Source organism: Streptomyces sp. NBC_01166 (assembly GCF_045039765.1).
In the GTDB taxonomy this organism is placed as follows: domain Bacteria; phylum Actinomycetota; class Actinomycetes; order Streptomycetales; family Streptomycetaceae; genus Streptomyces.
Window position 1 is genome coordinate 3,568,154 of the sequence record NZ_CP108613.1, and the last position, 23,897, is coordinate 3,592,050.

Annotated in this window: 21 protein-coding genes and 1 tRNA gene; 14 read left to right on the forward strand and 8 right to left on the reverse strand. The window is 70.3% G+C overall.

Annotation, left to right across the window (positions count from 1 at the left end; all coding sequences use genetic code 11):
• Positions 1 to 3: 3 nt before the first annotated feature.
• Positions 4 to 1,581 carry a cation acetate symporter gene (locus tag OG379_RS16320; RefSeq protein ID WP_405668530.1) on the forward strand — a complete coding sequence of 526 codons (1,578 nt, stop codon included), beginning with the start codon at positions 4 to 6 and terminating at the stop codon, positions 1,579 to 1,581.
• 124 nt (positions 1,582 to 1,705) lie between these two features.
• Here OG379_RS16320 and OG379_RS16325 read toward each other — a convergent pair whose 3' ends face one another.
• Positions 1,706 to 3,163, reverse strand: a complete 1,458-nt coding sequence (locus OG379_RS16325) for an MFS transporter (RefSeq protein WP_405663406.1) — start codon at positions 3,161 to 3,163, stop codon at positions 1,706 to 1,708.
• Positions 3,164 to 3,336: 173 nt separating this feature from the next.
• Here OG379_RS16325 and OG379_RS16330 point away from each other — a divergent pair, with 173 nt between their 5' ends.
• Complete coding sequence (locus OG379_RS16330; RefSeq protein ID WP_405663408.1) at positions 3,337 to 3,792, forward strand: MarR family winged helix-turn-helix transcriptional regulator; 456 nt, start codon at positions 3,337 to 3,339, stop codon at positions 3,790 to 3,792.
• Between the two features lie 31 nt (positions 3,793 to 3,823).
• On the opposite strand, the gene OG379_RS16335 is transcribed toward OG379_RS16330, so the two are convergent.
• The 3 genes from OG379_RS16335 to OG379_RS16345 all read right to left on the reverse strand — a co-directional run bounded on the left by OG379_RS16335 (position 3,824) and on the right by OG379_RS16345 (position 8,478).
• Positions 3,824 to 4,723: a cellulose-binding protein gene (locus OG379_RS16335; RefSeq protein ID WP_405663410.1), complete on the reverse strand. Its 900-nt coding sequence runs from the start codon at positions 4,721 to 4,723 to the stop codon at positions 3,824 to 3,826.
• A 204-nt stretch (positions 4,724 to 4,927) separates the two neighbouring features.
• Complete coding sequence (locus tag OG379_RS16340; RefSeq protein ID WP_405663412.1) at positions 4,928 to 7,504, reverse strand: SUKH-4 family immunity protein; 2,577 nt, start codon at positions 7,502 to 7,504, stop codon at positions 4,928 to 4,930.
• A complete protein-coding gene (locus OG379_RS16345; RefSeq protein ID WP_405663415.1) occupies positions 7,501 to 8,478 on the reverse strand; it encodes an SMI1/KNR4 family protein in 978 nt (325 codons plus the stop codon). The genes OG379_RS16340 and OG379_RS16345 overlap by 4 nt, the downstream gene beginning before the upstream one ends.
• A gap of 238 nt (positions 8,479 to 8,716) precedes the next feature.
• Between OG379_RS16345 and OG379_RS16350 the strand changes: the two genes are divergently transcribed.
• A complete protein-coding gene (locus tag OG379_RS16350; RefSeq protein ID WP_405663417.1) occupies positions 8,717 to 9,238 on the forward strand; it encodes a YwqJ-related putative deaminase in 522 nt (173 codons plus the stop codon).
• Between the two features lie 8 nt (positions 9,239 to 9,246).
• Positions 9,247 to 9,756, forward strand: a complete 510-nt coding sequence (locus tag OG379_RS16355; RefSeq protein WP_405663419.1) for an SUKH-3 domain-containing protein — start codon at positions 9,247 to 9,249, stop codon at positions 9,754 to 9,756.
• A gap of 12 nt (positions 9,757 to 9,768) precedes the next feature.
• Here the strand turns inward: OG379_RS16355 and OG379_RS16360 are convergent, their stop codons facing one another.
• Entirely contained in the window at positions 9,769 to 11,082 is a 1,314-nt protein-coding gene (locus OG379_RS16360; protein ID WP_405663422.1) for a sensor histidine kinase, read from the reverse strand.
• Positions 11,083 to 11,237: 155 nt separating this feature from the next.
• On the opposite strand from OG379_RS16360, the gene OG379_RS16365 reads away from it, so the two are divergent.
• The 7 genes from OG379_RS16365 to OG379_RS16395 all read left to right on the forward strand — a co-directional run bounded on the left by OG379_RS16365 (position 11,238) and on the right by OG379_RS16395 (position 16,878).
• Positions 11,238 to 12,110 carry a hypothetical protein gene (locus OG379_RS16365; protein WP_405663424.1) on the forward strand — a complete coding sequence of 291 codons (873 nt, stop codon included), beginning with the start codon at positions 11,238 to 11,240 and terminating at the stop codon, positions 12,108 to 12,110.
• A 12-nt stretch (positions 12,111 to 12,122) separates the two neighbouring features.
• Positions 12,123 to 12,193: transfer RNA gene (locus OG379_RS16370), tRNA-Gln, on the forward strand.
• Between the two features lie 109 nt (positions 12,194 to 12,302).
• A complete protein-coding gene (glmU, locus tag OG379_RS16375; RefSeq protein ID WP_405663427.1) occupies positions 12,303 to 13,751 on the forward strand; it encodes a bifunctional UDP-N-acetylglucosamine diphosphorylase/glucosamine-1-phosphate N-acetyltransferase GlmU in 1,449 nt (482 codons plus the stop codon).
• 120 nt (positions 13,752 to 13,871) lie between these two features.
• Positions 13,872 to 14,849 carry a ribose-phosphate diphosphokinase gene (locus tag OG379_RS16380; protein WP_099177314.1) on the forward strand — a complete coding sequence of 326 codons (978 nt, stop codon included), beginning with the start codon at positions 13,872 to 13,874 and terminating at the stop codon, positions 14,847 to 14,849.
• Positions 14,850 to 15,047: 198 nt separating this feature from the next.
• Positions 15,048 to 15,626, forward strand: a complete 579-nt coding sequence (locus OG379_RS16385) for a 50S ribosomal protein L25/general stress protein Ctc (protein ID WP_393758736.1) — start codon at positions 15,048 to 15,050, stop codon at positions 15,624 to 15,626.
• A 112-nt stretch (positions 15,627 to 15,738) separates the two neighbouring features.
• The gene (gene pth / locus OG379_RS16390; RefSeq protein WP_401521915.1) at positions 15,739 to 16,332 is read left to right on the forward strand and encodes an aminoacyl-tRNA hydrolase; all 594 of its coding nucleotides are present in this window, start codon (positions 15,739 to 15,741) and stop codon (positions 16,330 to 16,332) included.
• A gap of 75 nt (positions 16,333 to 16,407) precedes the next feature.
• Positions 16,408 to 16,878 carry a hypothetical protein gene (locus OG379_RS16395; RefSeq protein WP_405663431.1) on the forward strand — a complete coding sequence of 157 codons (471 nt, stop codon included), beginning with the start codon at positions 16,408 to 16,410 and terminating at the stop codon, positions 16,876 to 16,878.
• A gap of 24 nt (positions 16,879 to 16,902) precedes the next feature.
• Here OG379_RS16395 and ppc read toward each other — a convergent pair whose 3' ends face one another.
• Positions 16,903 to 19,632: a phosphoenolpyruvate carboxylase gene (gene ppc / locus OG379_RS16400; protein ID WP_405663433.1), complete on the reverse strand. Its 2,730-nt coding sequence runs from the start codon at positions 19,630 to 19,632 to the stop codon at positions 16,903 to 16,905.
• A gap of 327 nt (positions 19,633 to 19,959) precedes the next feature.
• Here ppc and OG379_RS16405 point away from each other — a divergent pair, with 327 nt between their 5' ends.
• Positions 19,960 to 20,946: a fatty acid desaturase gene (locus OG379_RS16405; protein WP_362927833.1), complete on the forward strand. Its 987-nt coding sequence runs from the start codon at positions 19,960 to 19,962 to the stop codon at positions 20,944 to 20,946.
• The gene (locus OG379_RS16410; protein WP_099177320.1) at positions 20,943 to 21,629 is read left to right on the forward strand and encodes a TetR/AcrR family transcriptional regulator; all 687 of its coding nucleotides are present in this window, start codon (positions 20,943 to 20,945) and stop codon (positions 21,627 to 21,629) included. Before OG379_RS16405 ends, OG379_RS16410 begins: the two co-directional genes overlap by 4 nt.
• Positions 21,630 to 21,640: 11 nt before the next feature.
• Here OG379_RS16410 and OG379_RS16415 read toward each other — a convergent pair whose 3' ends face one another.
• Positions 21,641 to 22,447, reverse strand: coding sequence for a trans-aconitate 2-methyltransferase (locus tag OG379_RS16415; RefSeq protein WP_405663436.1), 807 nt, complete (start codon positions 22,445 to 22,447; stop codon positions 21,641 to 21,643).
• A gap of 88 nt (positions 22,448 to 22,535) precedes the next feature.
• On the opposite strand from OG379_RS16415, the gene OG379_RS16420 reads away from it, so the two are divergent.
• The gene (locus OG379_RS16420) at positions 22,536 to 23,033 is read left to right on the forward strand and encodes a MarR family winged helix-turn-helix transcriptional regulator (protein ID WP_405663439.1); all 498 of its coding nucleotides are present in this window, start codon (positions 22,536 to 22,538) and stop codon (positions 23,031 to 23,033) included.
• Here the strand turns inward: OG379_RS16420 and OG379_RS16425 are convergent.
• Positions 22,992 to 23,798: a LuxR C-terminal-related transcriptional regulator gene (locus OG379_RS16425; RefSeq protein WP_405663441.1), complete on the reverse strand. Its 807-nt coding sequence runs from the start codon at positions 23,796 to 23,798 to the stop codon at positions 22,992 to 22,994. The genes OG379_RS16420 and OG379_RS16425 overlap by 42 nt on opposite strands.
• Between the last annotated feature and the right edge of the window lie 99 nt (positions 23,799 to 23,897).

Below are 23,897 nucleotides of genomic sequence, written 5' to 3' on the forward strand. Positions count from 1 at the left end.
ACGATGTCCCTCACCGCGTTCATCGCCGTCGCCAGCCTCACCCTGCTGCTCTGCGTCATGACCGGCCCCGACCGCGACGACCTCGATGCGTTCTACACCGGCTACCGCGCCCTCTCGCCCCTGCGGGGCGGCCTCGCCATCGCCGGGGACTACCTCTCCGCCGCCACCGTCCTCGGCACCACCGGAGTCATCGCCCTCACCGGCCACGACGGGCTCGTACTCGCGCTCAGCACGGTGCTCTCCCTGGTCCTGCTGATGTTCCTGCTCGCCGAACCGCTGCGTAACGCGGGCAGGTTCACCATGGGGGACATGCTCACCCGCCGGGCCCCCGGCCGGGCGGCCCGCATCGCCTCCTGCACCGTCACCCTCGCCGCCCTGCTGCCCCTGATGGTCGTCCAGCTCGCCGGCAGCGGCGACCTGCTCGCCTTCATCCTCGGCTTCGACAGCTCCGGCTTCCGCACCGGATCGATCATCGCCCTCGGCGTCGTCATGATCGGCTACGCGGCCATCGGCGGCATGAAGGGCACCGCCCTGATCCAGATCATGAAGACCCTCGCGCTCCTGGGCGCGGGGCTCCTCGTCTCCGTACTCGTCCTCGGCCGCTTCGACTGGGACACCGGCGCCCTGCTCCGCGCCGCCGAGAGAGGGAGCGGGGCGGGCGCCGCCTATCTGCACTCCGGCCTCCAGTTCGGCGGCAGCGACCTCGACATGATCAGCAGCGAACTGACCGTCGTGCTCGGCGCCGCCTGCCTGCCGCACATCACCATGCGGATGACCAGCGTCCGCAACGCCCGGGCGGTCCGCCGCTCCCTGTCCTGGGCCGTCTGCGTCGTCGTCGGCATCTGCCTCCTCCTCACCGTCATCGGCTTCGGAGCCGCCGCTCTCGTCGGAGGCGAGCGCATCACCGCCGCCGGAGCCCAGGGGAACAGCGCCGTCCTCCAGGTCACCGCCGCCGTCGCGGGCGGCGGCAGGACCGGGGCGCTCGTCGTCACCACCATGACCACGGCGATCTTCCTGACCCTGCTCGCCTCCGTCGCCGGAATGATCCTGGCCTGCGCCAACTCGCTCGCCCACGACCTGTTCGCCCACGGCCGGCGGACCGGGCGGCCGATGAGGCCCCGCACCGAGATGGCCACGGCCCAGGCCGCGGCGGTCGGTGTCGGAGCACTCGCCGTCGCCCTCGCCGTCCTCGCCCGGCACTGGAACGTCCAGGCGCTGGTGACCCTGTCCTTCTGCGTCGGGGCGTCCGCCATCGCCCCGGCGCTCGTCTACAGCATGTTCTGGCGCCGCTTCACCCGCACCGGGCTGCTCTGCACCCTCCTCGGCGGTACCGCCTGCGTGTTCGTCCTGATCACCGGCACCGACCTCGTCTCCGGCTCCCCCGGATCCGTCTTCCCCCACCGCGACTTCAACTGGTTCCCGCTCACCACGACCGGCCTGGTCTCCATCCCCTTCGGCTTCCTCGCCGGGTGGCTGGGCACCCTGTACGGCCGGGACGCGGACCCCGCCGGGCAGCGCCGCCAGTACGAGGCCGTCGAGCCCTGGATCCTCGCGGGAGCCCCGCCCGCGGGGCGGCGGTGACACGGCCACGAGGTGACGGCACCGGCCGGCGGAAGGGCCGGGCCCGCGACGGCGGACTGCCCGGCTCCGGGCCCCCGGAGGGGCCGGAACCGGGCAGTCAGGTCCGGAAGGAAGCGCGCCGGGGTCAGCCCTTGGCGGCGGCGACCTCGGGCGCGGCGGCAGCCTCGGCCTGCTCGCCCGCGCCGTCGGGACGGCGGAGAGCCGGGATGAACGCCGAGATCACCACGGCGACCAGCGCGACACCGCAGCCGAACATCAGGCCGGTACGGAACCCGGCCTCGGAGGTGAAGCTGTAGCCGGCCGTCTCCGTGGTCATCTGGGCGAGGACCGCGCCGATCACCGCGGCGCCGATCGACGTGCCGAGCGCGCGCATGAGGGTGTTGAACCCGTTGGCCGCGGCCGTCTCGGACACCGGGACCGAGCTCATGATCAGGGCGGGCATCGCACCGTAGGCGAGGCCGACGCCGCTGCTGCTGACCATGAGGAACAGCATCAGCCCCCAGGCGGAGCCCATCAGGAGGATCCCCAGCCCGTACGCCCCGGCGATCACCAGCACACCGCAGATCAGCGTGAACTTCGGGCCGCGGGAGTCGGTGAGCTTCCCGCCGAGCGGGGAGATGACCATCATCATCAGGCCGCCGGGGGCCATCCACAGACCCGCCGCGAGCATCGACTGGCCCAGCCCGTAGCCGGTGGCCTCGGGGAACTGCAGGAGCTGCGGCGCGATCAGCATGCCGGCGTACATGCCGAAGCCGACGAAGAGCGACGCGAGGTTGGTGATCAGCACCCGGGGACGGGCCGTGGTGCGCAGGTCGACCAGCGGGTCCTTGGTCCGCAGCTCCCAGAAGCCCCAGACGAGAAGGACCACGACGGAGGCGACGAACAGGCCGATCGTCGTCGTGGAGGTCCAGCCCCACTCGGCACCCTTGGAGACGGCGAGGAGCAGGCAGACCAGACCGACGGCCAGGCCGAGGGCGCCGGGCACGTCGAAACGCTGCCCCTTGGCGCCGGCCGGGACGTCCGGGACCAGGAACCAGATCAGGGCGAAGATGATGAAGGCCAGCACGGCCGAGCCCCAGAACAGCACCCGCCAGTTGGCGTACTGGGCTACCGCCGAGGCGATCGGCAGACCGAGGGCGCCGCCGATGCCGAGGGAGGCGCTGACCAGGGCGATGGAGGAGCTCATCTTCTCCTTCGGCACCACGTCACGCAGCAGGGCGATGCCGAGCGGCACCATGCCCATGCCCATCCCCTGCAGACCGCGCCCGATGATCATGGGGACGACGGAGGACGCGAGCGCGCACACCACCGACCCGACGACCAGCGGCACCGCGCACACGAGGAGCATCCGGCGCTTGCCCAGCAGGTCGCCCAGCCGCCCGGAGACCGGCACGCACACGGCCGAGACCAGCAGGGTGACCGTGATCACCCACGCGGCGTTGGAGGACGTGGTGTCGAGGAGCTTCGGCAGCTCCGCGATGAGCGGGGTGACCAGGGTCTGCATGACCGCCGCCACGGTGCCCGCAAAGGCGAGCGTGGCGATCACACCGCCTGATCCGGCGGTCGGCTGGGGGGCATCCATGAGGATGGAACTCCTTGGGGTCGGGTCGCACGGCTCGTTCTGTCGAGTAGCGATGTGCATCGTACATGCCCAATGTGTCATGCACGTTATGTGTCTAGTGCACATCTCATGGGAGCATGAACCACCGCCGGAGCGACCTGCGACCGGCCCGTGCAGAACAGGAGGCGGCAGGCATGGCCGGACCCACGGACGACGTGGAGTACGAGCAGATGCTGCTCTGGCGCCACGACCTCGCCCACCACCGGGGCGGCCGCCACGAGAACGCCCTCCTGGAACGGAGCGCCTACGTCCTGCTCAGCCGCATCCGCGTCCAGGGACCGATGTCCATCGGCGAACTGAGCGACGCCTTCGGCCTCGACGCCTCCACCCTCAACCGCCAGACCGCCGCCGCGACGCGCGCCGGACTGACCGAGCGCATCGCCGACCCCGAGGGCGGCACGGCCCGCAAATTCCGCATCACCGACAAGGGCGCCCGCCTCCTCGACGAAGAACGCGAACGCGTCGTACGCGCACTGGACCAGGTCATGCACGACTGGCCGGACGAGGACATTGCCGCCTACGCCGCCTACCTCAAACGCTTCAACACCGGCATCGAGCACATCTCCAAGCACCCCTGGCCACGCCCCTGACCCGGCCGGCCCGCCCGCAACGAGCGCCCCGTCACTCCCCCGCGGGGCCCGTCACCGCACGCCCCGTGAGCGCCGCCAACGAATTACGCACATGCGCCATGTGCGCCTGCACCTCCTCACGGCCCTCCTCGTGCTCCCGAAGGATCCGCTCCGTCTCCCGCACCACACGCTCCTCCGCCATCCCGGCCCCCGAAAGCAGCTCCGCCGCCCGCGCCTCCGCGTCCTCCTGACCGTGCCGGGCCGCCTCCTCGGTCTCCGCGAGCTCCCGCCGCGCCCGCTCGAGCAGCGCCTCCCCACGAGCCGTCAGCTCCGCCTCGCGCTCCGCCGCGGCCGCCTCCGCACGGGCGATCTCACCCTCCGCCGCCTTGCGCCGCTCGGCATGCTCCTGCTCCTGGTGCGACAGCACACCCGCCGTACGGCGACGCGTACCGGCCATCTCCTCCTCCGCCGCCCCACGCACCTCACCGGCCTCCTGGCGCGCCTCCTCCACCAGCGCCCCGGCGCTCTCCCGCGCCTCCGCCAGCACCTCCTCCGCACGGGCGTCCGCCGCCGCCCGCACAGCCCCCGCCTGCTCACGCGCCGCCTCACGGACCTCCCGGCCCGCCACGTCCGCCGCGTCCCGCAGCGCCTGCGCCTCCTCCAGCGCCGCACCCCGCGCCGCCTCCGCCTCGGCCTCCGCCAGAGCCAGAATCTGCTGGGCACGCTCCCCCAGCGACTGATAGGTCTGCGGCGCGAGCGAGGCCACCACCTCACCCAGCCGCGCCGCCTCCGCCGCCAACTCCTCGGCACGCCCCGTCAGCAGGGCAAGCCGCTCAAGGGCCCCGTCCCGCTCCGCCGACAGCGAGGCCACCATGCGGTCCACCTGCTCAGGACGGTAACCACGCCCCCGAACACCGACAAAACCGTGCGCGGACACCGGTCCACCACTCATCCCTGAAGCCCTCTTTCCCGCTCTCCGACTCCACGACCATGAAGCAATACGTCAAGGATGCGGTAATTGGCCCGGAAGTCGGAATCGATCAGCTGCATTCAAGTCGGAAGCGACCCGCGTCACAGAACTCCACACAAAAGGCGCCCGCCCCATCACGGGACGAACGCCTCTCGTACACAACGGATCAGACCCGACCGGACCGCATCACAGCAGCCCGTCCCACATCTGCTCCAGCAGCACCGACCACCAGCCCTCCGGCGACGCCAGAGCCGCCGGATCGATCGCCACCAACTGCGCCTGGAAATCGACCGTCCAACGACCCGCCTGCTCAGGATTCAACCCGAACCGCAACCGCCACATCCGGCCCAGCAACGCCATCGACCGCACGAACTCCGGCAGCCCCGTGTTCACGAACTGCGGCGGAACGGGCTGACCACCCGGACCCGCCTCCACCGGAACAGCCACGATGTTCGCCGTCCCGTACTGCACACAGATCGCCCGGCCGAAGTCCGAACCCATCACCAGATACGAACCCGCGTCCGACGCGGGCTGCACCTGCCGCTGCCCCGCCAGCTCCGCCAGCGTCGGCACCACAGGATGACCCGGCTGCGCCCAGAAGAACGGCCCGAAATCAGCGGGCAACCCCGCCCACACCAGCGTCCGCGCCACAACCTCGGGCACACCCTGACGGGACACCGCCCGCTGGTCGAACCGCAGCACACCAGGACCGAACGCCCCGTGCAGCTCCTCCGCCAGCGCCTCCGGAGGCACAGCCTGCGCAGGCGGCATCTGCGGCAGCGGCGCCCGCACCGGGGCCGGCCGCGCCGGCCCGTCGGCCACCTGATGCAACTCACCCTGATGCGTCAGCAGATGCTGCATACCCTGCTGCCGGCTCGCATGATCCGTGCCGTACGGCGCGACACTCGTGATCCGGACCTGCGGCCACGTCTCCCGGATCATCCGCGCACAGTAACCACCCGGAAGCTCGCACGACTCCAGCTCCGTATGCAGCTCGATCACCTGCTGCGGCGGGACACCCATCCCACGCAGCTCGTGCAGCATCTGCCACTCCGGATGCGGAGTACCCGGCGCCGAACGCCGGATCAGCTGCTGCTCACTGCCGTCGGCCGCACGGAAGCGCAGCACGGCCTGATAGCCCGGACCGACCGTCGGCAGGCCCACCGGCTGCTGCGGATAGCCGTACGCCCCAGGAGGAGGCGGCGGAGTGTGCGGCCCCGGCGCCCCGGGAGGCCCGGGAGGCCCCGGAGGACCGGGCGGCTGCGGCGCACCCGGACCGACGACCTGCCCCGGAGCCGCCAGCATCGTCGCGGCATGGTGCACCCCGCCACCCGGAGGCGGCGTCGCACCCGGAGGCGGCGGCGGAGGACCGGGCGGCGGCGTGGACCCAGGAGGTGGCGGCGGAGGAGGCGGCGTCGCTCCTGGAGCACCCGGAGGGCCGGGAGGAGCAGGAGGACCCGGCGGGCCCGGAGGACGCGGCGCGTTCGGGCCACCGATGCTCGCATCGGCGAACATCGTCGCGGCATGGTGCAGCCCGCCACCCGGAGGCGGCGTCGCACCCGGAGGACCGGGCGGGCCAGGAGGACCGGGAGGACCAGGCGGCTGCGCACCCGGAGGCGGCGTCCCACCGGAGCCCGGCACACCCGGAGGCGGCGTCTGCGAGACCAGCTGCGTCGGCACATAACCACCCGCCGGCGCACCTGGCGCACCCGGCCCGGAAGGCGGCGGAGTCGCCCCCGGCCGCGCCCCCGGCACACCGGGCGCCCCGGGCGGCGGCGGAGTCGACGACCCCGACCCCCGAGCGCCCCGCGGCGGCACGACCGCCTTACTCGTCGCCGCATCCGCGATGTCCCCCGCCCCGCGCCCAGGACCGGCAGGAGCCGGCGCACCGGGCGCCGGAGCCGAAGGAGCCGGAGCCGAAGGAGCAGCGGGCGCAGGAGGCCCCGGAGGCGGCGCCTGCGGGTCCAGCCCGGGCACCACCGCCGTCGGCGGCAGCTGACTGCCACCCGACATCAACGCCGTGGGCGCCTCCGCCGAAACGACCGGCGGCGGAGTCCCGTCGTCGTCCGACCCCGAGAGCGGCGGCGCGAACACCGTCGCGGGCAACGGCACACCGCCCTCGTCCGCACCCGCGTTCGTGTCCGTGCCCGCCCAAGGCGTCGCCCCGGCAGGCACCCCGTCGTTCACCGTCGGCTCATGATCCCGCTGCCCACCGGCAGCCGGCCACGCCGACCCCGAACCGGCACCGGCCGGCGCGGGAACAGAAGGAGAGGGAGAAGGAGCACCAGGAGCCGAAGGCGGCGGGGGAGCGTCAGACGGCGCGGAAGCGGCAGACGGCGCGGAAGCGGCAGGAGGCGCGTCCCCCTCCGCACGCCGATCCGGAATCCCCAGCTTGTCCGCCGCCTCCTGCAACCACTCCGGCGGCGTCAACAGGAACGACGTCTGATTCAGATCGATACGCTGCGGCGGCTCCGGAGCAGCCTCCGCCTCCGCGGAAGCCCCGTAATCCTCCTCGTACCGCCGTATCACCTCACCCACCGGCAACCCGGGCCACAGCGTCGCCTCGCCACTGTCCCGGGCGATCACCAGCCGCTGACGGCCCCCGTCCGAAACAGGGCCCTCCGCACGGTCCTCGGCCCACACCACGAAACCCAGCTCGAACTCACGGACCCGGACCTCACGGTGCTGATATGCGGGCACGTCACCGTTGACCCACTCATCCGCCCGCTCCTGCGCCTGCGCGAACGTCACCACCGCGCTCACCCCTCCACCGGGACGGCCCGCGCGAAGCCACCGTCCACCATCAGGTTCGCCACCGTCTCCAACTCCGGCGGATTACCCGCGAGACGCTGGAGGAACGCATCGAAATCCTCACCGCACGGCAACAGCAGCCGGTCGACCCGCTCCTGCACACCCCAGCCGTCCTGATCCCGCGCATCGTCGTACGCGCAGAACCACACCGACCCCACGCCGTCACCACGCACCTTCACCGCCAGGATCCCGCCCTGGACGAAACCCACGCCCAGGAAATCCTTCGTGAAGTGATCACGCAGACACTTGTTCACATACACCAGGTCATTCACAGCGGCTTCCTCACGCACCGTGAAGAACGGCTGATCCACGAGCAGACCCAGCTCCGCGTCCAACGCCGCACCCACCGGAGCCGAACCACCGGCCGCCTTCAGGAACGACCTGTACGCCCCCGGGAGGCGATAGCCCAGATCCTCCTCGACACCCTGGATCTGCTGCTCACCCACCGCCACAGAACCCTTCGGCAGCCGGAAATGAGCAGGCCGCGTCTCCTGCAACGGCCGCGTGCCCCGACGGTCCTGATCCACCGAAGTCGTCGCCAGACCACCGTGATGACGCAACAATGCCTTCACCTCGACCGGCACCAGCTCCATCCGCCGGCCACCCGCCACGTGATGCCACGTCCACCCGTGCGGAGTCGCCACCGCCGGAATCGTGTCCCACAGCTCATGGCCGCTCGCCGCCAACGCCGCGTTCGCCGACACGTAATCCGTCAGCCGCAACTCGTCGACACCGAACCCCGGAGGCGGGTCCGCGATCTCCGCGGCCGCGCGCGCGTACGGCGAAAGCACCGGAAAGCCGTTCCCGTCCACACGCACACCCTTGGGGTGGCGGGACGCCCGGACCGGATCCGGGAAATGCACGACCTGCCCGGCATAGGCCGCATTCGGTGGCGCGGCTTGCTGCCCGAGCCGACCTGTCGTCATGGCGGTTGCCCCCTGCTGCGTCTGGTGTTCCGCACAGCCTATGCGGTGACGCAACAACGCCCCCCGCCCCCGGCACCCCACTCACCGACCGTCACCGAGGGGTGACGGACACGCGACAACAGGGCCACCGCCCCACGACACGCAGACACGTTTCACCCACCCAGCTTCCCCACCACCCTGCATATTTGGCAGGCTGTCCCCCGCAACTCGGGGGATTGCAGGGAGGGACACCAGCACCATGCACACAGCACAAACAGTCACATCCGGAGACCCGCGACTCAGCTGGAGCGCCACCGAGACCGACAGAGCACCCCACCTCCACCACCGCCGCGACGGCATCCTGCCCGCGGTGGCCGCAGCCCTGTCCGTACGCGGGGAAACACTCACCTGCACCGCGGGCAAAGGCGACCAGCCACCCGTCCTCCACCCACTCGTACAGGACTTCCTCGACACCCTCACCAGCAACCAGCGCGAACGCTTCACCGGGCGCTGCCCCGAAGCCATACTCCTGTCACGACAGCTCACCGCAGCCGACGACAGCCGCTCCAAACGAGCCCAGCGCAAACCCCTCACCAACGGGGAAGCCCGCCGCGCGCTCAAACACGCCCGCCTCACCGCCCGCCGCATCCGCGAGGACGGCGACCCCCTCCACGGCAGCTACGCACCCCCCTGCCGCTCCTGCACCGAGATGCTCGCCCACTTCGGCGTACGCCCCGTCGACCTCACCACCGGTGCGGCGACCACCGCCGAGAAGGGCTGAACCACACCATGCTCGACCTGCCCGGCCAGCAGAACCGCACCTCCACCACCCGCTTCCCCGTCGCCCTCGACGCCGCACTCCGCGACGCCGGATGGCAACCCGGCCGCTGGGACATCCGACAGGCCGAGGAATGGGCCGACGCCCTCCGCTCCCATGCCTCCCCCGCCGGACACCAGCACGCCGTCTTCCCCGCAGCCGTCGAAGCCTGGGCCGAATTCGGCGGACTCCGCATCACCTCGTCCGCCCCCGGCCGCCACATCGCCACCACCACCGTGCGCATCGACCCGCTCAGCGGACTCCACCTCGCACGCACACTCGGCGACCTGGGACGCGCACTCGAAACCGAAGTCGCCCCCCTCGGCGAAGAAGGCGACGCGCAAGCAGTCCTCGCCATCGACAGCGAAGGGCGCGTCTACTCCATCGACCACACCGGCGACTGGTACCTCGGCTCCGACATCGACCGCGCCCTCGAAACCCTCATCACCGGCGTACAGCCCACCCGCCTCACCTCGGGCTGAACAGCCGGCCCCCTACCCCGCCGTCCCACCGTCCGGCAGCACCGCCGACACCCGGAAACCCCCGGCGTCCGTCGGCCCCGACACGAACACACCCCCGAGCCCCAGCACGCGCTCCCGCATCCCCACCAGACCGTTGCCACCGCTCGGCAGCCCCGCATCCGCCGTCACACCGTCCGTCGGACCGTTCTCCACCTGCATCGCCACCTCCACCCCCCGGTACGCCAACCGCACCCGCGTCTTCGCACCCGCCGCATGCTTGTGCACGTTCGTCAACGCCTCCTGCACCACCCGGTACGCCGTCTGCTCCACCTCCGGCGCATACGGACGCAGCTCCCCCTCCACCGACAGCTCCACCGTCATCCCCGCCTCACGGGACTGCGCCACCAGCGCCTCCACCTCACGCAACCGCGGCCCGTCCTCAGCCACGACCGCGGCGGCGGCAGCCGCCCGCCCCACCGAGGCCAACGGCACCTGCCCCGCACGCGGAGCCACCAGAGCATCCCCGCTCCGCAGCACCCCGAGCATCTCTCGCAGCTCCGTCAACGCCTGCCGGCCCATGTCCCCCACCAGCGCAGCGTTACGCACCGCCTTCGCCGGATCCTTCGGAGCCACCGCCTGCAACGCCGCCGCGTGCACCACCATCAGACTCACCCGGTGCGCCACCACGTCATGCATCTCCCGCGCGATCCGGGTCCGCTCCTCCGTACGCGCCCACTCGGCCCGCTCCTCCGCCCGGTCCGCCAGCAGCGACAGCTCCCGCTCCAGGGAGTCCGCACGCTCCCGCAGACTCTCCATCAGCCTGCGCCTCGCCCCGATATAGAGGCCGAAGAGCACCGAGGGCGCCGTCAGTCCCAGTGACATGAAGAGCGACACCACCGGGACGTACCAGAGCGGCCCGAACTCGGCGTGATCACTCACGCTCTGCCGCAGCCGCACGTACGACACGATGAACGTGCCGACGAGCGTCATCCCCGTCAGCGCCACCGTGATCCTGCGCGGCACATCGGAAGCCGCCAGGGTGTACAGCCCGACGATCCCCATCAGGAAGCCCATCTCGGCCGGCGTCGTCGCTATCGACACCAGCACCACTGCGATCGGCCAGCGCCTGCGCAGCACCAGCACCGACCCCGCCAGCAGCCCGAAGAGCACCCCGAGCGGCACCGGCAGCCCGGTGTCCCCGGCGAAGGCCACCCCCTCAAGCGCACACTCCAGCGCCGAAACCAGCGCCAGCCCCACGTCCAGGGCGACACTGCGCCGCCGCTCCCACCACCAGTAGCCGCGGGTGGTCAGACCCGCCGCTTCCCGGTCTGCCCCCGTTGCGGTCATGGCATCCAGCCTACGGGCGGACGCATCCCATTTTCCGGCGACTCCGTCAGCACGGAAAGTGACCGGTCATACCGCAAAGGCGGGTAGATCGCACGATCCGGTGAACCGAGCACCCTTTCGACCCGGACGTCCGCATTCCGGACGACGCTGTTCGTATGACACATGCCAGTGGCAAGTACGCGGACTTCGAGGGCCTGCGCGAGAGGGCGATCGCGCTGCGGCGGGAGGGGCTCAGCCGCCGCCAGATCCGCGACCACCTACACGTCGACAACCACGACATCCTGAACCGCCTCCTGGAGGGCGAGCCCGCTCCGGAGTGGACGAAGCGCCCCAACGCCAAGGACGACCTGCGCGCGAAGGCCCGGGAGCTGCGTCTCCAGGGCATGACGTACGACCAGATCCAGGTGGAGCTGGGGTGCTCGAAGGGGTCGATCTCGCTGTGGGTGCGAGACCTGCCGAAGCCTGAGCGCAAGCGGACTCGCGAGGAGGCCTCCGCCATCGCCCGGCGCGGCTGGGAAGAAACTCTTCGGCGACGCGACGCCGAACGCGTGCGGGTGAAGAAGGCGGCAGCGACCGAGATCGGCCCACTGAGCCCACGCGAGCTGCTCCTGGTGGGTGTGAGCCTCTACTGGGCGGAGGGATCCAAGTCGAAGCCTCACCGCCCGCAGGAGAGGGTCACCTTCATCAACAGCGACCCGGACATGATCTCGGTCTACCTCGCATGGCTGCGCCTCCTGGGTGTGCCGCCGGAGCACCTCCGGTTCCATGTGCACATCCACGAGACCGCCGACGTTGCGGCCGCGGAGCGCTACTGGGCCGATCTCACAGGCGCCCCGCCCTCCGGGTTCGGCAAGACCACGCTCAAGAGGCACTCCCCGAAGACGAACCGGAAGAACACGGGCGAGGATTACCGCGGTTGCCTCGTGGTCCGGGTTCTGAAAAGCGCGGACCTGTACCGTCGCGTCGAGGGCTGGTGGTACGGCATAGTAGGGGCTGCGAAATGCGCCGATCAAGAGAATCGGACATAACGCAACAGGCTATCCCGGGTCGTCTAATGGCAGGACAAATGGTTTTGGTCCATTGAATGAGGGTTCGATTCCTTCCCCGGGAGCCCTGAGAGCGCGGGCCCCGACCTCACGGTCGGGGCCCGCGCTCGTTTCAGGCACAAAAGCCCCCGGTATCCTGCGGATGTCCACCACCCGAAGCCGAAGGGCACATCCGTGAGCGCCAACCGCCCGGCCGCCGTCGTCGTCCTCGCAGCGGGTGAGGGCACCCGCATGAAGTCGAAGACCCCCAAGGTCCTGCACGAGATCTCCGGGCGCTCGCTCGTCGGACATGTCGTCGCCGCCTCCCGTGAGCTCGACCCCCAGCACCTCGTCGTCGTGGTCGGCCACGCCAGCGAGCAGGTCACCGCGCACCTCTCCGCCGGGGACGCCCCCGTACGGACGGCCTACCAGGCCGAGCAGAACGGCACGGGCCACGCGGTCCGGATCGGCCTGGAGGAGCTCGGCGGCGCCGTGGACGGCACCGTCATCGTCGTGTGCGGGGACACCCCGCTGCTCTCCGGCGAGACGCTCTCCGCGCTGGCGGCCACCCACACGGCCGACGCGAACGCCGTCACCGTGCTGACCGCCGAGGTCCCGGACTCCACCGGCTACGGCCGGATCGTCCGCGACGCGGCCACGGGCGCGGTCACCGAGATCGTCGAGCACAAGGACGCCACCGACGCGCAGCGCGCGATCCGGGAGATCAACTCCGGGGTCTTCGCGTTCGACGGCCGGCTGCTCGGCGAGGCGCTCGGCAAGGTGCGTACGGACAACAGCCAGGGCGAGGAGTACCTCACCGACGTGCTGTCGATCCTGCGCGAGGCGGGTCACCGCGTCGGCGCCTCGATCGCCGGCGACCACCGGGAGATCCTGGGCATCAACAACCGGCTCCAGCTGGCCGAGGCCAGGCGTCTGCTGAACGAGCGGCTCCTGGAGCGCGCCATGCTGGCGGGCGTGACGGTCGTGGACCCGGCCTCGACGCTGATCGACGCGACCGTGACGTACGAGCGTGACGCGGTCGTGCACCCGGGGACGCAGCTGCTGGGCGCGACGCACCTCGCCGAGGACGCCGAGGTCGGCCCGAACTCCCGGCTGAAGGACACCGTCGTCCACGCGGGCGCGCGGGTGGACAACACGGTCTCGGACGGCGCCGAGGTGGGCCCCGGCGCGTCGGTGGGGCCGTTCGCTTATCTGCGGCCGGGGACGAGGCTGGGCGCGAAGGCCAAGGCCGGTACGTACGTCGAGATGAAGAACGCGACGATCGGGGAGGGCACGAAGGTGCCGCACCTGAGTTACGTCGGTGACGCGACGATCGGTGATCACACCAACATCGGTGCGGCGAGCGTGTTCGTGAACTACGACGGGGTGGCCAAGCACCACACCACGATCGGGTCCCACTGCCGGACCGGGTCGGACAATATGTTTGTGGCGCCTGTCACGGTCGGGGACGGCGTTTACACGGCCGCCGGTTCGGTCATCACCAAGGACGTCCCGGCGGGTTCGCTGGCCGTCGCCCGGGGCCAGCAGCGGAATATCGAGGGTTGGGTCGCCCGGAAGCGGCCCGGGAGTGCGGCGGCTCAGGCCGCTCAGGCCGCCTCGCAGGAGTCCGACGGCGAAAGCTGACCGGAAACAGGTGCGCCGAAGGCGGCGTACCGTGATACGTGCTCACCCATTTCGGCTGGCTCGTCGCACATCGGGACACATGCTGCGCGGGGCCAGATACACGTCTGAGGAGACTGTGCTGTGACCGGGATCAAGACGACCGGCGAGAAGAAACTGATGTTCTTCTCCGGCCGCGCCCACCCCGAGCTGGCCGAGGAGGTCGCGCATCAACTGGGTGTCGGCCTCGTGCCGACGAAGGCCTTCGATTTCGCCAACGGTGAGATCTACGTACGTTTCCAGGAGTCCGCCCGCGGCGCCGACTGCTTCCTGATCCAGAGCCACACGGCTCCGATCAACAAGTGGATCATGGAGCAGCTGATCATGCTGGACGCGCTGAAGCGCGCGTCGGCCCGGTCGATCACGGTGATCGTGCCGTTCTACGGTTACGCCCGTCAGGACAAGAAGCACCGTGGCCGTGAGCCGATCTCGGCTCGTCTGATCGCGGATCTGATGAAGACGGCGGGTGCGGACCGCATCCTCACCGTGGATCTGCACACGGACCAGATCCAGGGCTTCTTCGACGGTCCGGTCGACCACCTGTTCGCGCTGCCGATCCTGGCGGACTACGTGGGTGCGAAGGTCGACCGTTCGAAGCTGACGATCGTCTCTCCGGACGCCGGCCGTGTGCGTGTCGCCGACCGTTGGTGCGACCGGCTGGATGCTCCGCTGGCGATCGTGCACAAGCGTCGCGACAAGGACGTGCCGAACCAGGTCAGCGTCCACGAGGTCGTCGGTAACGTCGAGGGCCGGGTGTGTGTGCTGGTCGACGACATGATCGACACGGGTGGCACGATCTGTGCCGCTGCGGACGCCCTGTTCGCGCACGGTGCCGAGGACGTCATAGTGACCGCCACGCACGGTGTGCTGTCGGGCCCGGCCGCGGACCGTCTGAAGAACTCGAAGGTCTCGGAGTTCGTCTTCACGGACACTCTGCCGACCCCGGGTGAGCTGGAGATCGACAAGATCACGGTGCTCTCGATCGCGCCGACGATCGCGCGTGCGGTGCGTGAGGTGTTCGAGGACGGTTCGGTGACGAGCCTCTTCGAGGAGCAGGAGTGATCACCTGCTGGTGATCGACTTGGGGCGCGGCCTCCCCGCCGGGTAGACTGGACAAGTTGCTCGGCGAGGGAGGCCGTTCTCATGCGCAGGCGTGGGGCCGGTTGTCCGTTATCGACGCGCTCTTCGTAGCAGGCCTGTCGTGGGCCGGGTGACCATCGGTTTTTCGTCACCTTATGAGTCCCCTACGAGGAGTGCAGCATGGCTGAGATCAAGCTCGACGCAACGGTCCGTACGGAGTTCGGCAAGGGCGCTGCCCGTCGTACGCGTCGTGCCAACCTGGTTCCCGGGGTCGTCTACGGCCACGGCGCTGAGCCGGTTCACATCAACCTTCCGGGCCACGAGCTGCTTCTCGCTCTGCGTACCGCGAACGTCCTGATCGGTCTCGAGATCGACGGCAAGGACGCGCTGGTGATCCCGAAGGCCGTGCAGCGTAACGCCATCAAGGGCAACATCGAGCACGTCGACCTCCTCACGGTGAAGCGTGGCGAGAAGGTCGAGGTCGAGATCGCGGTGCACGTCGAGGGCGAGCTGGCTCCGGGCGCCAACCTTCTCGAGTACGTGCAGAACACGCTGCTCGTCGAGGCCGAGGCGACGCACATCCCCGAGTCCGTCACGGTCTCGATCGCTGGTCTGGACGCCGGTGACTCGATCCTGGCCAAGGACATCCCGCTGCCGAAGGGCTCCGTGCTCGCCGGTGACGAGGAGGCCGTCGTGCTCCAGATCGTCGCCGCGCAGGCCGAGGAGGCCCCCGCCGAGGAGGCTCCGGCCGAGGCCTGATCCTCGCCCCACCTGCTTGACTGACGGGGTGGCGGTTCCCTTCCGGGGGTTCCGCCGCCCCGTTTCCCTGTATCGACCTGTTCCGTGCGCACTGCGAGGAGACCGAGCTCTGATGTCCGACGTCACCGACCCCTGGCTGATCGTGGGTCTCGGTAATCCGGGTCCCGACTATGCGGCGAACCGGCACAATGTGGGCTTCATGGTCGCCGATCTGCTGGCGGAACGGATCGGTGGGAAGTTCAAGCGGGCGCAGAAGGCGCAGGCGCAGGTGCTGGAGGGGCGGGTGGGTCCGCCTGGTCCGCTGAGCCGTCGTGTGGTGCTGGCGAAGCCGATGTCGTACATGAATCTGTCGGGTGGTCCGGTCACGGCGTTGCGGGACTTCTACAAGGTGCCGTTGGATCACGTCGTGGCTGTCCATGATGAGTTGGACATCGATTTCGGCATGCTGCGGCTGAAGTTGGGTGGCGGTGACAACGGGCACAACGGGCTGAAGTCGATGACGAAGGCGATGGGTCCGGATTATCACCGGGTGCGGTTCGGGATCGGCCGGCCGCCGGGGCGGATGCAGGTCGCTGATTTCGTGCTGAAGGATTTCTCGTCGGCGGAGCGCAAGGAGCTCGCCTACCTGGTGGACCGGTCGGCGGATGCGGTGGAGTCGTTGCTGGCGGAGGGTCTGGAGCGGGCTCAGTCCGCGTACAACTCCTGACATTCCTGCTGCTTCTTGGGTGTTTTTCGGCCACAGGTTGACCGTTGGCAGGGCTCTGCCCAAGGATCGGCCCCCATGAAGCGGACTTCCTCCCACCGGCTGGTGGCCCATGGCCGTACGTTCGCGGCGGGCTGTGTCGTCCTGTTGTTGCTGGTGGCGGGTGTGTGGTCGTCGTGGGAGAGCGCGCACCACATCGTTCTGGCGAAGGGCCGTGAGCACGGGACGATGGCCGTGACGTCGTGCGGTGAGGACGCGTGCACGGGGTCGTTCTCGCCGGACGCGGATTCGCAGAAGCGGTCCGAGGTGACGATCGAGCGGTCCGTGGCGGCGAAGAAGGGGGCTCGTTTCCCCGTTGTGGTGAAGCCCGGCACCGGTGATGTCGTACGCACCGGGACGCCGGGTTTTCTGCATGCCTGGGTGCCGTTGGGTGGTGCGCTGGTGCTGGCCGCCCTGGTGATAGCCGGCGGTATGCGGCTGACGCGGACGGCGTGGGGCACCGGGATCGCGGGTGCGGTCCTGTTGCTGGCGACGTTCATCGCCCTCTGACAGGACCGCACCCGCTCACGGGGGTCAGCCGGTGTTGCGGAGGCCTGCGGCTACGCCGTTGACGGTGAGCAGCAGGGCACGTGCGAGCAGCGGGTCGGCTTCCTCGCCGCGTTCGGCGGCCTGGCGCTGGCGGGCGAGCAGGGACACCTGGAGGTAGGAGATCGGGTCCAGGTAGGCGTCGCGGATGGCGAAGGTCTGCTGGAGCACCGGGCTGGTGCCGAGGAGTTCCTTGCTGCCGGTGACCTTGAGGACTTCCTGCACGGTGAGTTCGTGCTCGGCCTCGATGGTGTCGAAGACGTGCTTGAGCTCGTCGGGGACGAGGGTGTCGACGTAGTGCCGGGCGATGCGCAGGTCGGTCTTGGCGAGGGTCATCTCGACGTTGGAGATGAAGTTCCGGAAGAAGTGCCACTGTTCGTGCATTTCTTCCAGGACGTTGCCGAGACCGGCTTCGCGCAGGGCCTTGAGGCCGGAGCCGACGCCGAACCAGCCGGGCACGATCTGCCGCGACTGGGTCCAGCCGAACACCCACGGGATGGCACGCAGGCCGTCGAGCGAGACGCCCGAGCCGGGGCGGCGGGAGGGCCGCGAGCCGAGGTGCAGGTCGGCGAGCTGGTCGACCGGGGTGGAGGCGAGGAAGTACGTCGGCAGGTCGGGGTCCTCGACCAGCTTGCGGTAGGCCGCGTGGGCGGCGTCCGAGACGGTGTCCATGGCCGCGTCCCAGCGGGCGAGTGCCTCGTCGGACTGGCGGGGTGCGGTGTGGAGTGCGGAGGCCTGGAGGGTGGCCGCGACGGTCAGTTCCAGGTTCTCGCGGGCGAGGGCGGGGATGAGGTACTTGTCGGAGATGACCTCGCCCTGTTCGGTCACCTTGATCTCGCCCTCGAGCGTGCCCCAGGGCTGCGCGAGGATCGCGTCGTGGGAAGGGCCGCCGCCACGGCCGACGGTGCCGCCGCGGCCGTGGAAGAGACGCAGGCGTACGCCGTAGCGGTGGGCCACGTCGCGGAGCCGGCGCTGGGCGCGGTGGATCTCCCACTGGGAGGTGGTGATGCCGCCGAACTTGGAGGAGTCGGAGTAGCCGAGCATGACCTCCTGGACGTCGCCGCGGAGGGACACGAGGCGGCGGTAGGAGGGGTCGGCGAGCATCTCGTCGAGGATGACGTCGGCGGCCTTGAGCTCGTCGGTGGTCTCCAGGAGGGGGACGATGCCGATCTTGGCCCAGCCGCCGTGGAGGTCGAGGAGTCCGGCTTCGCGGGCGAGGACGGCGGCGGCGAAGACGTCGTCGGCGCCCTGGCACATCGAGATGATGTAGGACTCGATGACTTCGGGACCGAAGCGCTCGAAGGCCTGCTTGATGGTGTGGAAGACGCCGAGGGTCTTCTCGCCGGCGGCGTCGAGCGGGGCCGGGGTGGGGGCGAGAGGGCGGCGGGAGCGGAGTTCCTTGGCGAGGAGCTTCTGCCGGTAGTCGCGGGGCATGTCGGTGTAGCGCCAGGATTCTTCGCCGAGGCGGTCGAAGAGCTGGCCGAGTGCGTGGTGGTGGGCGTCGGCGTGCTCGCGGACGTCCATCGTGGCGAGCTGCAGGCCGAACGCGGAGAGCGTGCGGATCGTGCGGTCCATCCGGCCGTCAGCGACGATGGCGCCCTTGTGCTCGCGCAGCGAGGTCTGGATGAGGGCCAGGTCGGCGGTGAGCTCGGCGGTGCCGAGGTAGTCGCAGCCGGGGCGGTGCGGGGTGCCGGCGGCCAGGCGCTCACGGGTGTTGACGAGCTTCTGCCGGATGCAGGTGGCCTTGAGCCGGTAGGGCTCCTCGGCGTTGAGCCGCTTGTAGCGGGGGCTGATCTCGGGGAGTCGCTCCAGGTCGGTCTGGAGGGAGGTGAGGAGCTCGTCGGTGGCTCCGGTGTAGCGGATGGAGTTGGAGAGGAGTCCGCGCAGCTCGTCGACGAGTTCGAGGGCGTCGGTGATGCCGTGCTCGTGCTGGAGGATGAGCACGTCCCAGGTGACGGCGGGCGTCACGTTGGGGTTGCCGTCGCGGTCGCCGCCGATCCAGGTGCCGAAGGTGAGGGGGCGGGTACCGGCGGGCAGTTCGACGCCGACGCGCTCCAGCTCGGCGGCCAGGTCCTCCAGGACGTCGCCCACGGCGTTGGCGTGGAGCTCGTCGAGGTAGTAGATGGCGTTGCGGGCTTCGTCGGCGGGCTCCGGGCGGACGACACGGAGCTCGTCGGTCTGCCAGATGAGGTCGATGTTCTCGGCGAGCCGGATGTCCTGGCGGCGCCGGTCGGCCTCGATGACGGGGGTTTCGAGGAGCGCGGCGATGCGGCGGAGCTTGTTGAGTACGGAGCGCCGTGCGGCTTCGGTGGGGTGTGCGGTGAAGACGGGCCGGACGTTGAGGTTCTTGACCGTCTGGCGCAGGTGCTCGGGGTCGGCGTCCTTGAGGCGGTCGGCGGTGCGGGCGAGGAGCCCGCCTTCGGCGGCCCGGCGGTCGCGCATCTCGTGGGCGCGGTGGACCTGCTCGGTGACGTTGGCGAGGTGGAAGTAGGTGGAGAAGGCGCGCACGAGCTGTGCGGCGGTCTCCAGGTCCGTGTCGCCGAGGAGCTCGGCCGCTGCCTCGCCGTCGGTGCGGGTCAGGGCGCGGACGCGTTCGACGAGGTCGAGGAGGTGCTGGCCCTCCTGGCGTACGAGGGTCTCGCCGAGGAGGTCGCCGAGGCGGCGGATGTCGGCCCGCAGTTCGGTGCTGGCGGCAGGGGTCTGGTCGGCACTGCTCACAGTGTGCGGCTCCTTGCAGTGGTTGAGCACGTCTGTCAGGGGGGCCGGGGCGCTCGCGGTGCTGACGGGTCACCCCGGTGATGCAGAGTGCGGACCGCGCTGTCCGACGCCCCCAGGATAGGTGTCCGGGGGTTCGGCGTGCTCGCTGCCCTGCTGGGTGGTCCCAATCGGGGGTACACGAAGGGCGGAGGCCGGTTCGCACACGGGTTGCCACGGTGGTGTCCTCGTGTCGTGGGCCTCTTCGCTGCCATACTTACGTTGCCGTAGGTTACGGAAGCGTAGCCCGCTCATACCGTCATATTTCCTCACCTCACGGGGGACTCCCCAATGCCCACCAGCCCCGATGTGATCGACGACGGCCTGCCGACCGCGGCAGGCGACTCCGCACTCTCCTCCGCCACGCTCGGCGGCGACAAGAAGCGTTCGGTCGAGCAGATCGCGCTGCTGCTGTTCATCGTGGTGCCGTTCGCGGCCCTGGTCGCGGCGGTGCCGCTGGCCTGGGGCCGTGGTGTCAGCTGGCTCGATCTGGGTCTGCTGGTCGTCATGTACTACTGGGGCTGCCACGGCGTGACGATCGGCTTCCACCGTTACTTCACGCACGGTTCGTTCAAGGCGAAGCGTCCGCTCCGTATCGTCCTGGCCGTCGCGGGTTCGATGGCGGTGGAGGGTCCGCTGGTGCGCTGGGTGGCCGACCACCGCAAGCACCACCGGTTCTCCGACGCCGAGGGCGACCCGCATTCGCCGTGGCGGTTCGGTGAGAACTTCCCGGCGCTGCTGAAGGGCCTGTGGTGGGCCCATATCGGCTGGATGTTCAACGAGGAGCAGACGCCGCAGCAGAAGTACGCCCCGGACCTGGTCAGGGACCCGGCGATCCGCGCGATCTCGCGTCACTTCCTCAGCTTCACGATTCTCTCGCTGGCGATTCCCCCGCTGGTCGGCGGTCTGGTCACGATGTCGTGGTGGGGTGCGTTCACCGCCTTCTTCTGGGGTTCGCTGGTCCGGGTCGCGCTGCTGCACCACGTGACGTGGTCGATCAACTCGATCTGTCACGCGGTCGGGAAGCGGCCCTTCAAGTCCCGTGACAGGTCGGGGAACGTGTGGTGGCTGGCGGTGCTCTCGTGCGGTGAGTCCTGGCACAACCTGCACCACGCGGATCCGACGAGCGCGCGGCACGGGGTGATGAGGGGCCAGATCGACTCGAGTGCCCGGCTGATCCGCTGGTTCGAGAAGCTGGGCTGGGCGCACGACGTCCGGTGGCCGGATGCTTCGCGTATCGCCTCCCGGCGCAAGGCCGCGGCCGCCGACCCGGCATGATTGACGACGTGGCGACCGACGGAAGTACCAGCGGCGAGAAGAGCAGGCCCGCCCCGACGAGAAGAGCCCGGCGGGTCCGGATGACGGGCAAGGAGCGCCGCGAGCAGCTCCTGGACATCGGCCGCACCCTGTTCGCCGACAAGGGCTTCGAGGGCACCTCGGTGGAGGAGATCGCGGCGCGTGCCGGGGTCTCCAAGCCGGTGGTGTACGAGCACTTCGGCGGCAAGGAGGGCCTGTACGCCGTCGTGGTCGACCGTGAGATGCGCCAGTTGCTGGACCTGGTGACGGGGGCGCTCACGGCGGGTCATCCGCGTGAGCTGCTGGAGCAGGCGGCGTTCGCGCTGCTCGACTACATCGAGACGTACACGGACGGTTTCCGGATCCTGGTCCGTGACTCGCCGGTCGCGCAGTCCACGGGCACCTTCGCGTCGCTGATCAGTGACATCGCGACGCAGGTCGAGGACATCCTGGGCCTGGAGTTCAAGGCCCGGGGCTTCGATCCGAAGCTGGCCCCGCTGTACGCGCAGGCCCTGGTCGGGATGGTGGCGCTGACCGGCCAGTGGTGGCTGGACGTGCGGAAGCCGAAGAAGGCCGAGGTCGCCGCCCATCTGGTGAATCTGGCGTGGCACGGGCTGGAGAACCTGGAGTCGAAGCCGCGGCTGATAGGCCACCGGAAGAGCTGACGCCCGGCGCGTCACCCACTGTGGCCGGCAGTCCTGGCCACCGCGAAGATCCGGCGGAACGGGAAGACCGTGCCGTGCGGGCCGGCCGGGTAGGCGGTGCGCAGCAGGTCACGGTATTCGGTGAGGAACGCGTCGTGGGCGTCCGGGTCGTCGGCGAGGGTGTCGAGGACGGGGCGCAGGCCGGTGCCCTTGACCCAGTCGAGGACGGGGTCCTCGCCCTGGAGGAGGTGCAGGTAGGTGGTCTCCCAGACGTCGACGGCCCGGCCGGGTGCGGTGAGGTGCTCCAGGTAGTCGGCGGGGGTGTGTACGGCGTCCGAGTGGCGCAGGACGCCGCCGAGGCGGTCGTGCCAGCGGGGTGAGTCGGCGAGTTCGCGCATGAGGGTGTGACTGGGCGCATCGAAGTTGCCGGGGACCTGGAAGGCGAGGGTGCCGCCGGGGGCGAGGGCGTCCAGCCAGTGGGGGAAGCGGGCGGTGTGGCCGGGGACCCACTGGAGCAGGGCGTTGGAGACGATGAGGTCGTACGTCTCGGTGGGCTCCCAGGTCGCGGCGTCGGCTTCGGTGAAGTCGAGGAGGGGCCCGGCGTGGGTGCGGGCGCGTTCGAGCATCTGGGGTGAGCTGTCGTAGCCGGTGATACGGGCGCCGGGCCAGCGGGCACCGAGGAGGGCGGTGACGTTGCCGGCGCCGCAGCCGAGGTCGGCGATACGGGGTGCGGGTTCGTGCGGGAGGGGTCCGGTCCGGGCCAGGAGGTCGTGGAAGGGACGGGTGCGGTGGTCCGCGTGGCGGAGGTACTGGCGGGGGTCCCAGGTGGGTGCTGTCATGGGGTCAGGATCACCAAGCGAATCTCTTGATGTCAAGACACTTGAATTCAAGAGACTTCATGTCGAGGGACCCTCTACACTGATCCACATGGAGGACGAGGTCGACCGACTGGTCGCTGCATGGCGCCGCGAGCGCCCCGACCTCGACGTGGAGCCACTCGAGGTCCTGAGCCGCGTCTCCCGTCTGGCCAGGCATCTGGACCGGGCCCGCAGGATCGCCTTCACGGAGCACCAGCTGGAGCCCTGGGAATTCGACGTACTGACGTCCCTGCGCCGGGCCGGCGCCCCGTACCAGCTCTCCCCCGGCCAGCTTCTGACCCAGACCCTGGTCACCTCGGGCACGATGACGAACCGCATCGACCGGCTGACCAAGAAGAATCTGGTGGAGCGGCTGCCCGACCCGAGCGACCGCCGTGGTGTCCTCGTCCGGCTGACCGACCTCGGCCGCGACAAGGCCGACCAGTCGCTGGCCGGGCTGCTCGACCAGGAGCGGGCCATCCTGGGCGAGCTCTCCCGCCAGCAGCGGTCCGAACTGGCCGGACTGCTACGCCAGTTGACCGCCCCGTTCGACAACATCCCCGGTTAGCGCGGCCGGGCCCACCCCGGCCCGCCGGGCCAGCGCCACGGCCGCCAGCGTCGAGTGCACACCCAGCTTTCCCAGCACGTTCTGCATGTGCGTACGCACCGTGTGCGGGGAGAGGAAGAGCCGCTCCGCGACCGCCTTGCGGCCCAGCCCCGCCACCATGCAGCGCAGCACCTCGCGCTCGCGCGGCGTCAGCGACTCGACGAGCTGTTCGCTCTCGGTGCGGTGCTTACGGGCCGCGGTCAGCTCCCGCAGGACACCGGTCAGCAGCGCGGCCGGCAGATGCGTCTCGTCGCGCAGGACACCCCGTATGACCGCCAGCAGCCGTTGCAGCGAGCAGTCCTTGGCGACCCAGCCCGAGGCACCGGCCTGCAGCGCCATCGCGGCCCGGCGCGGGTCGTCCTTCTCGGCGAGCACCACCGTACGGATCTGGGGCTGGCTCGAACGCACCCCCGCCACCAGCGATATGCCGTCCACCGGAGCGGCGGCGGGCGTACCCGGGGGCGCGCCGTCCGGCGCTCCGCGCGGGGCGGGAACGGTGCGGGTGCCACCCGGGGCGAGGGTGCCCAGTTCGGCGTCGACCAGCATCACGTCGTAGCGGCGGCCCTCGGCGGCCGCACGCTCCAGACACCGCAACGCGGCGGGGCCACTGCCCGCCGCGGACACATCGATGTCCGGTTCGGCCGCGAGGGCCGCCGCGAGGGACTCGGCAAAGATGCGGTGGTCGTCGACCACCAGAACCCGGATACGAGCCACAGACACCCCCATGCTGTGTGAGCTCCTGGGGCGCCCCGTTCATGGCCGACCCCGACGGGGACGGACCACGGCGGGTACGGCGCCCGGAGCACTCCGGTGGACCGCCGGCGC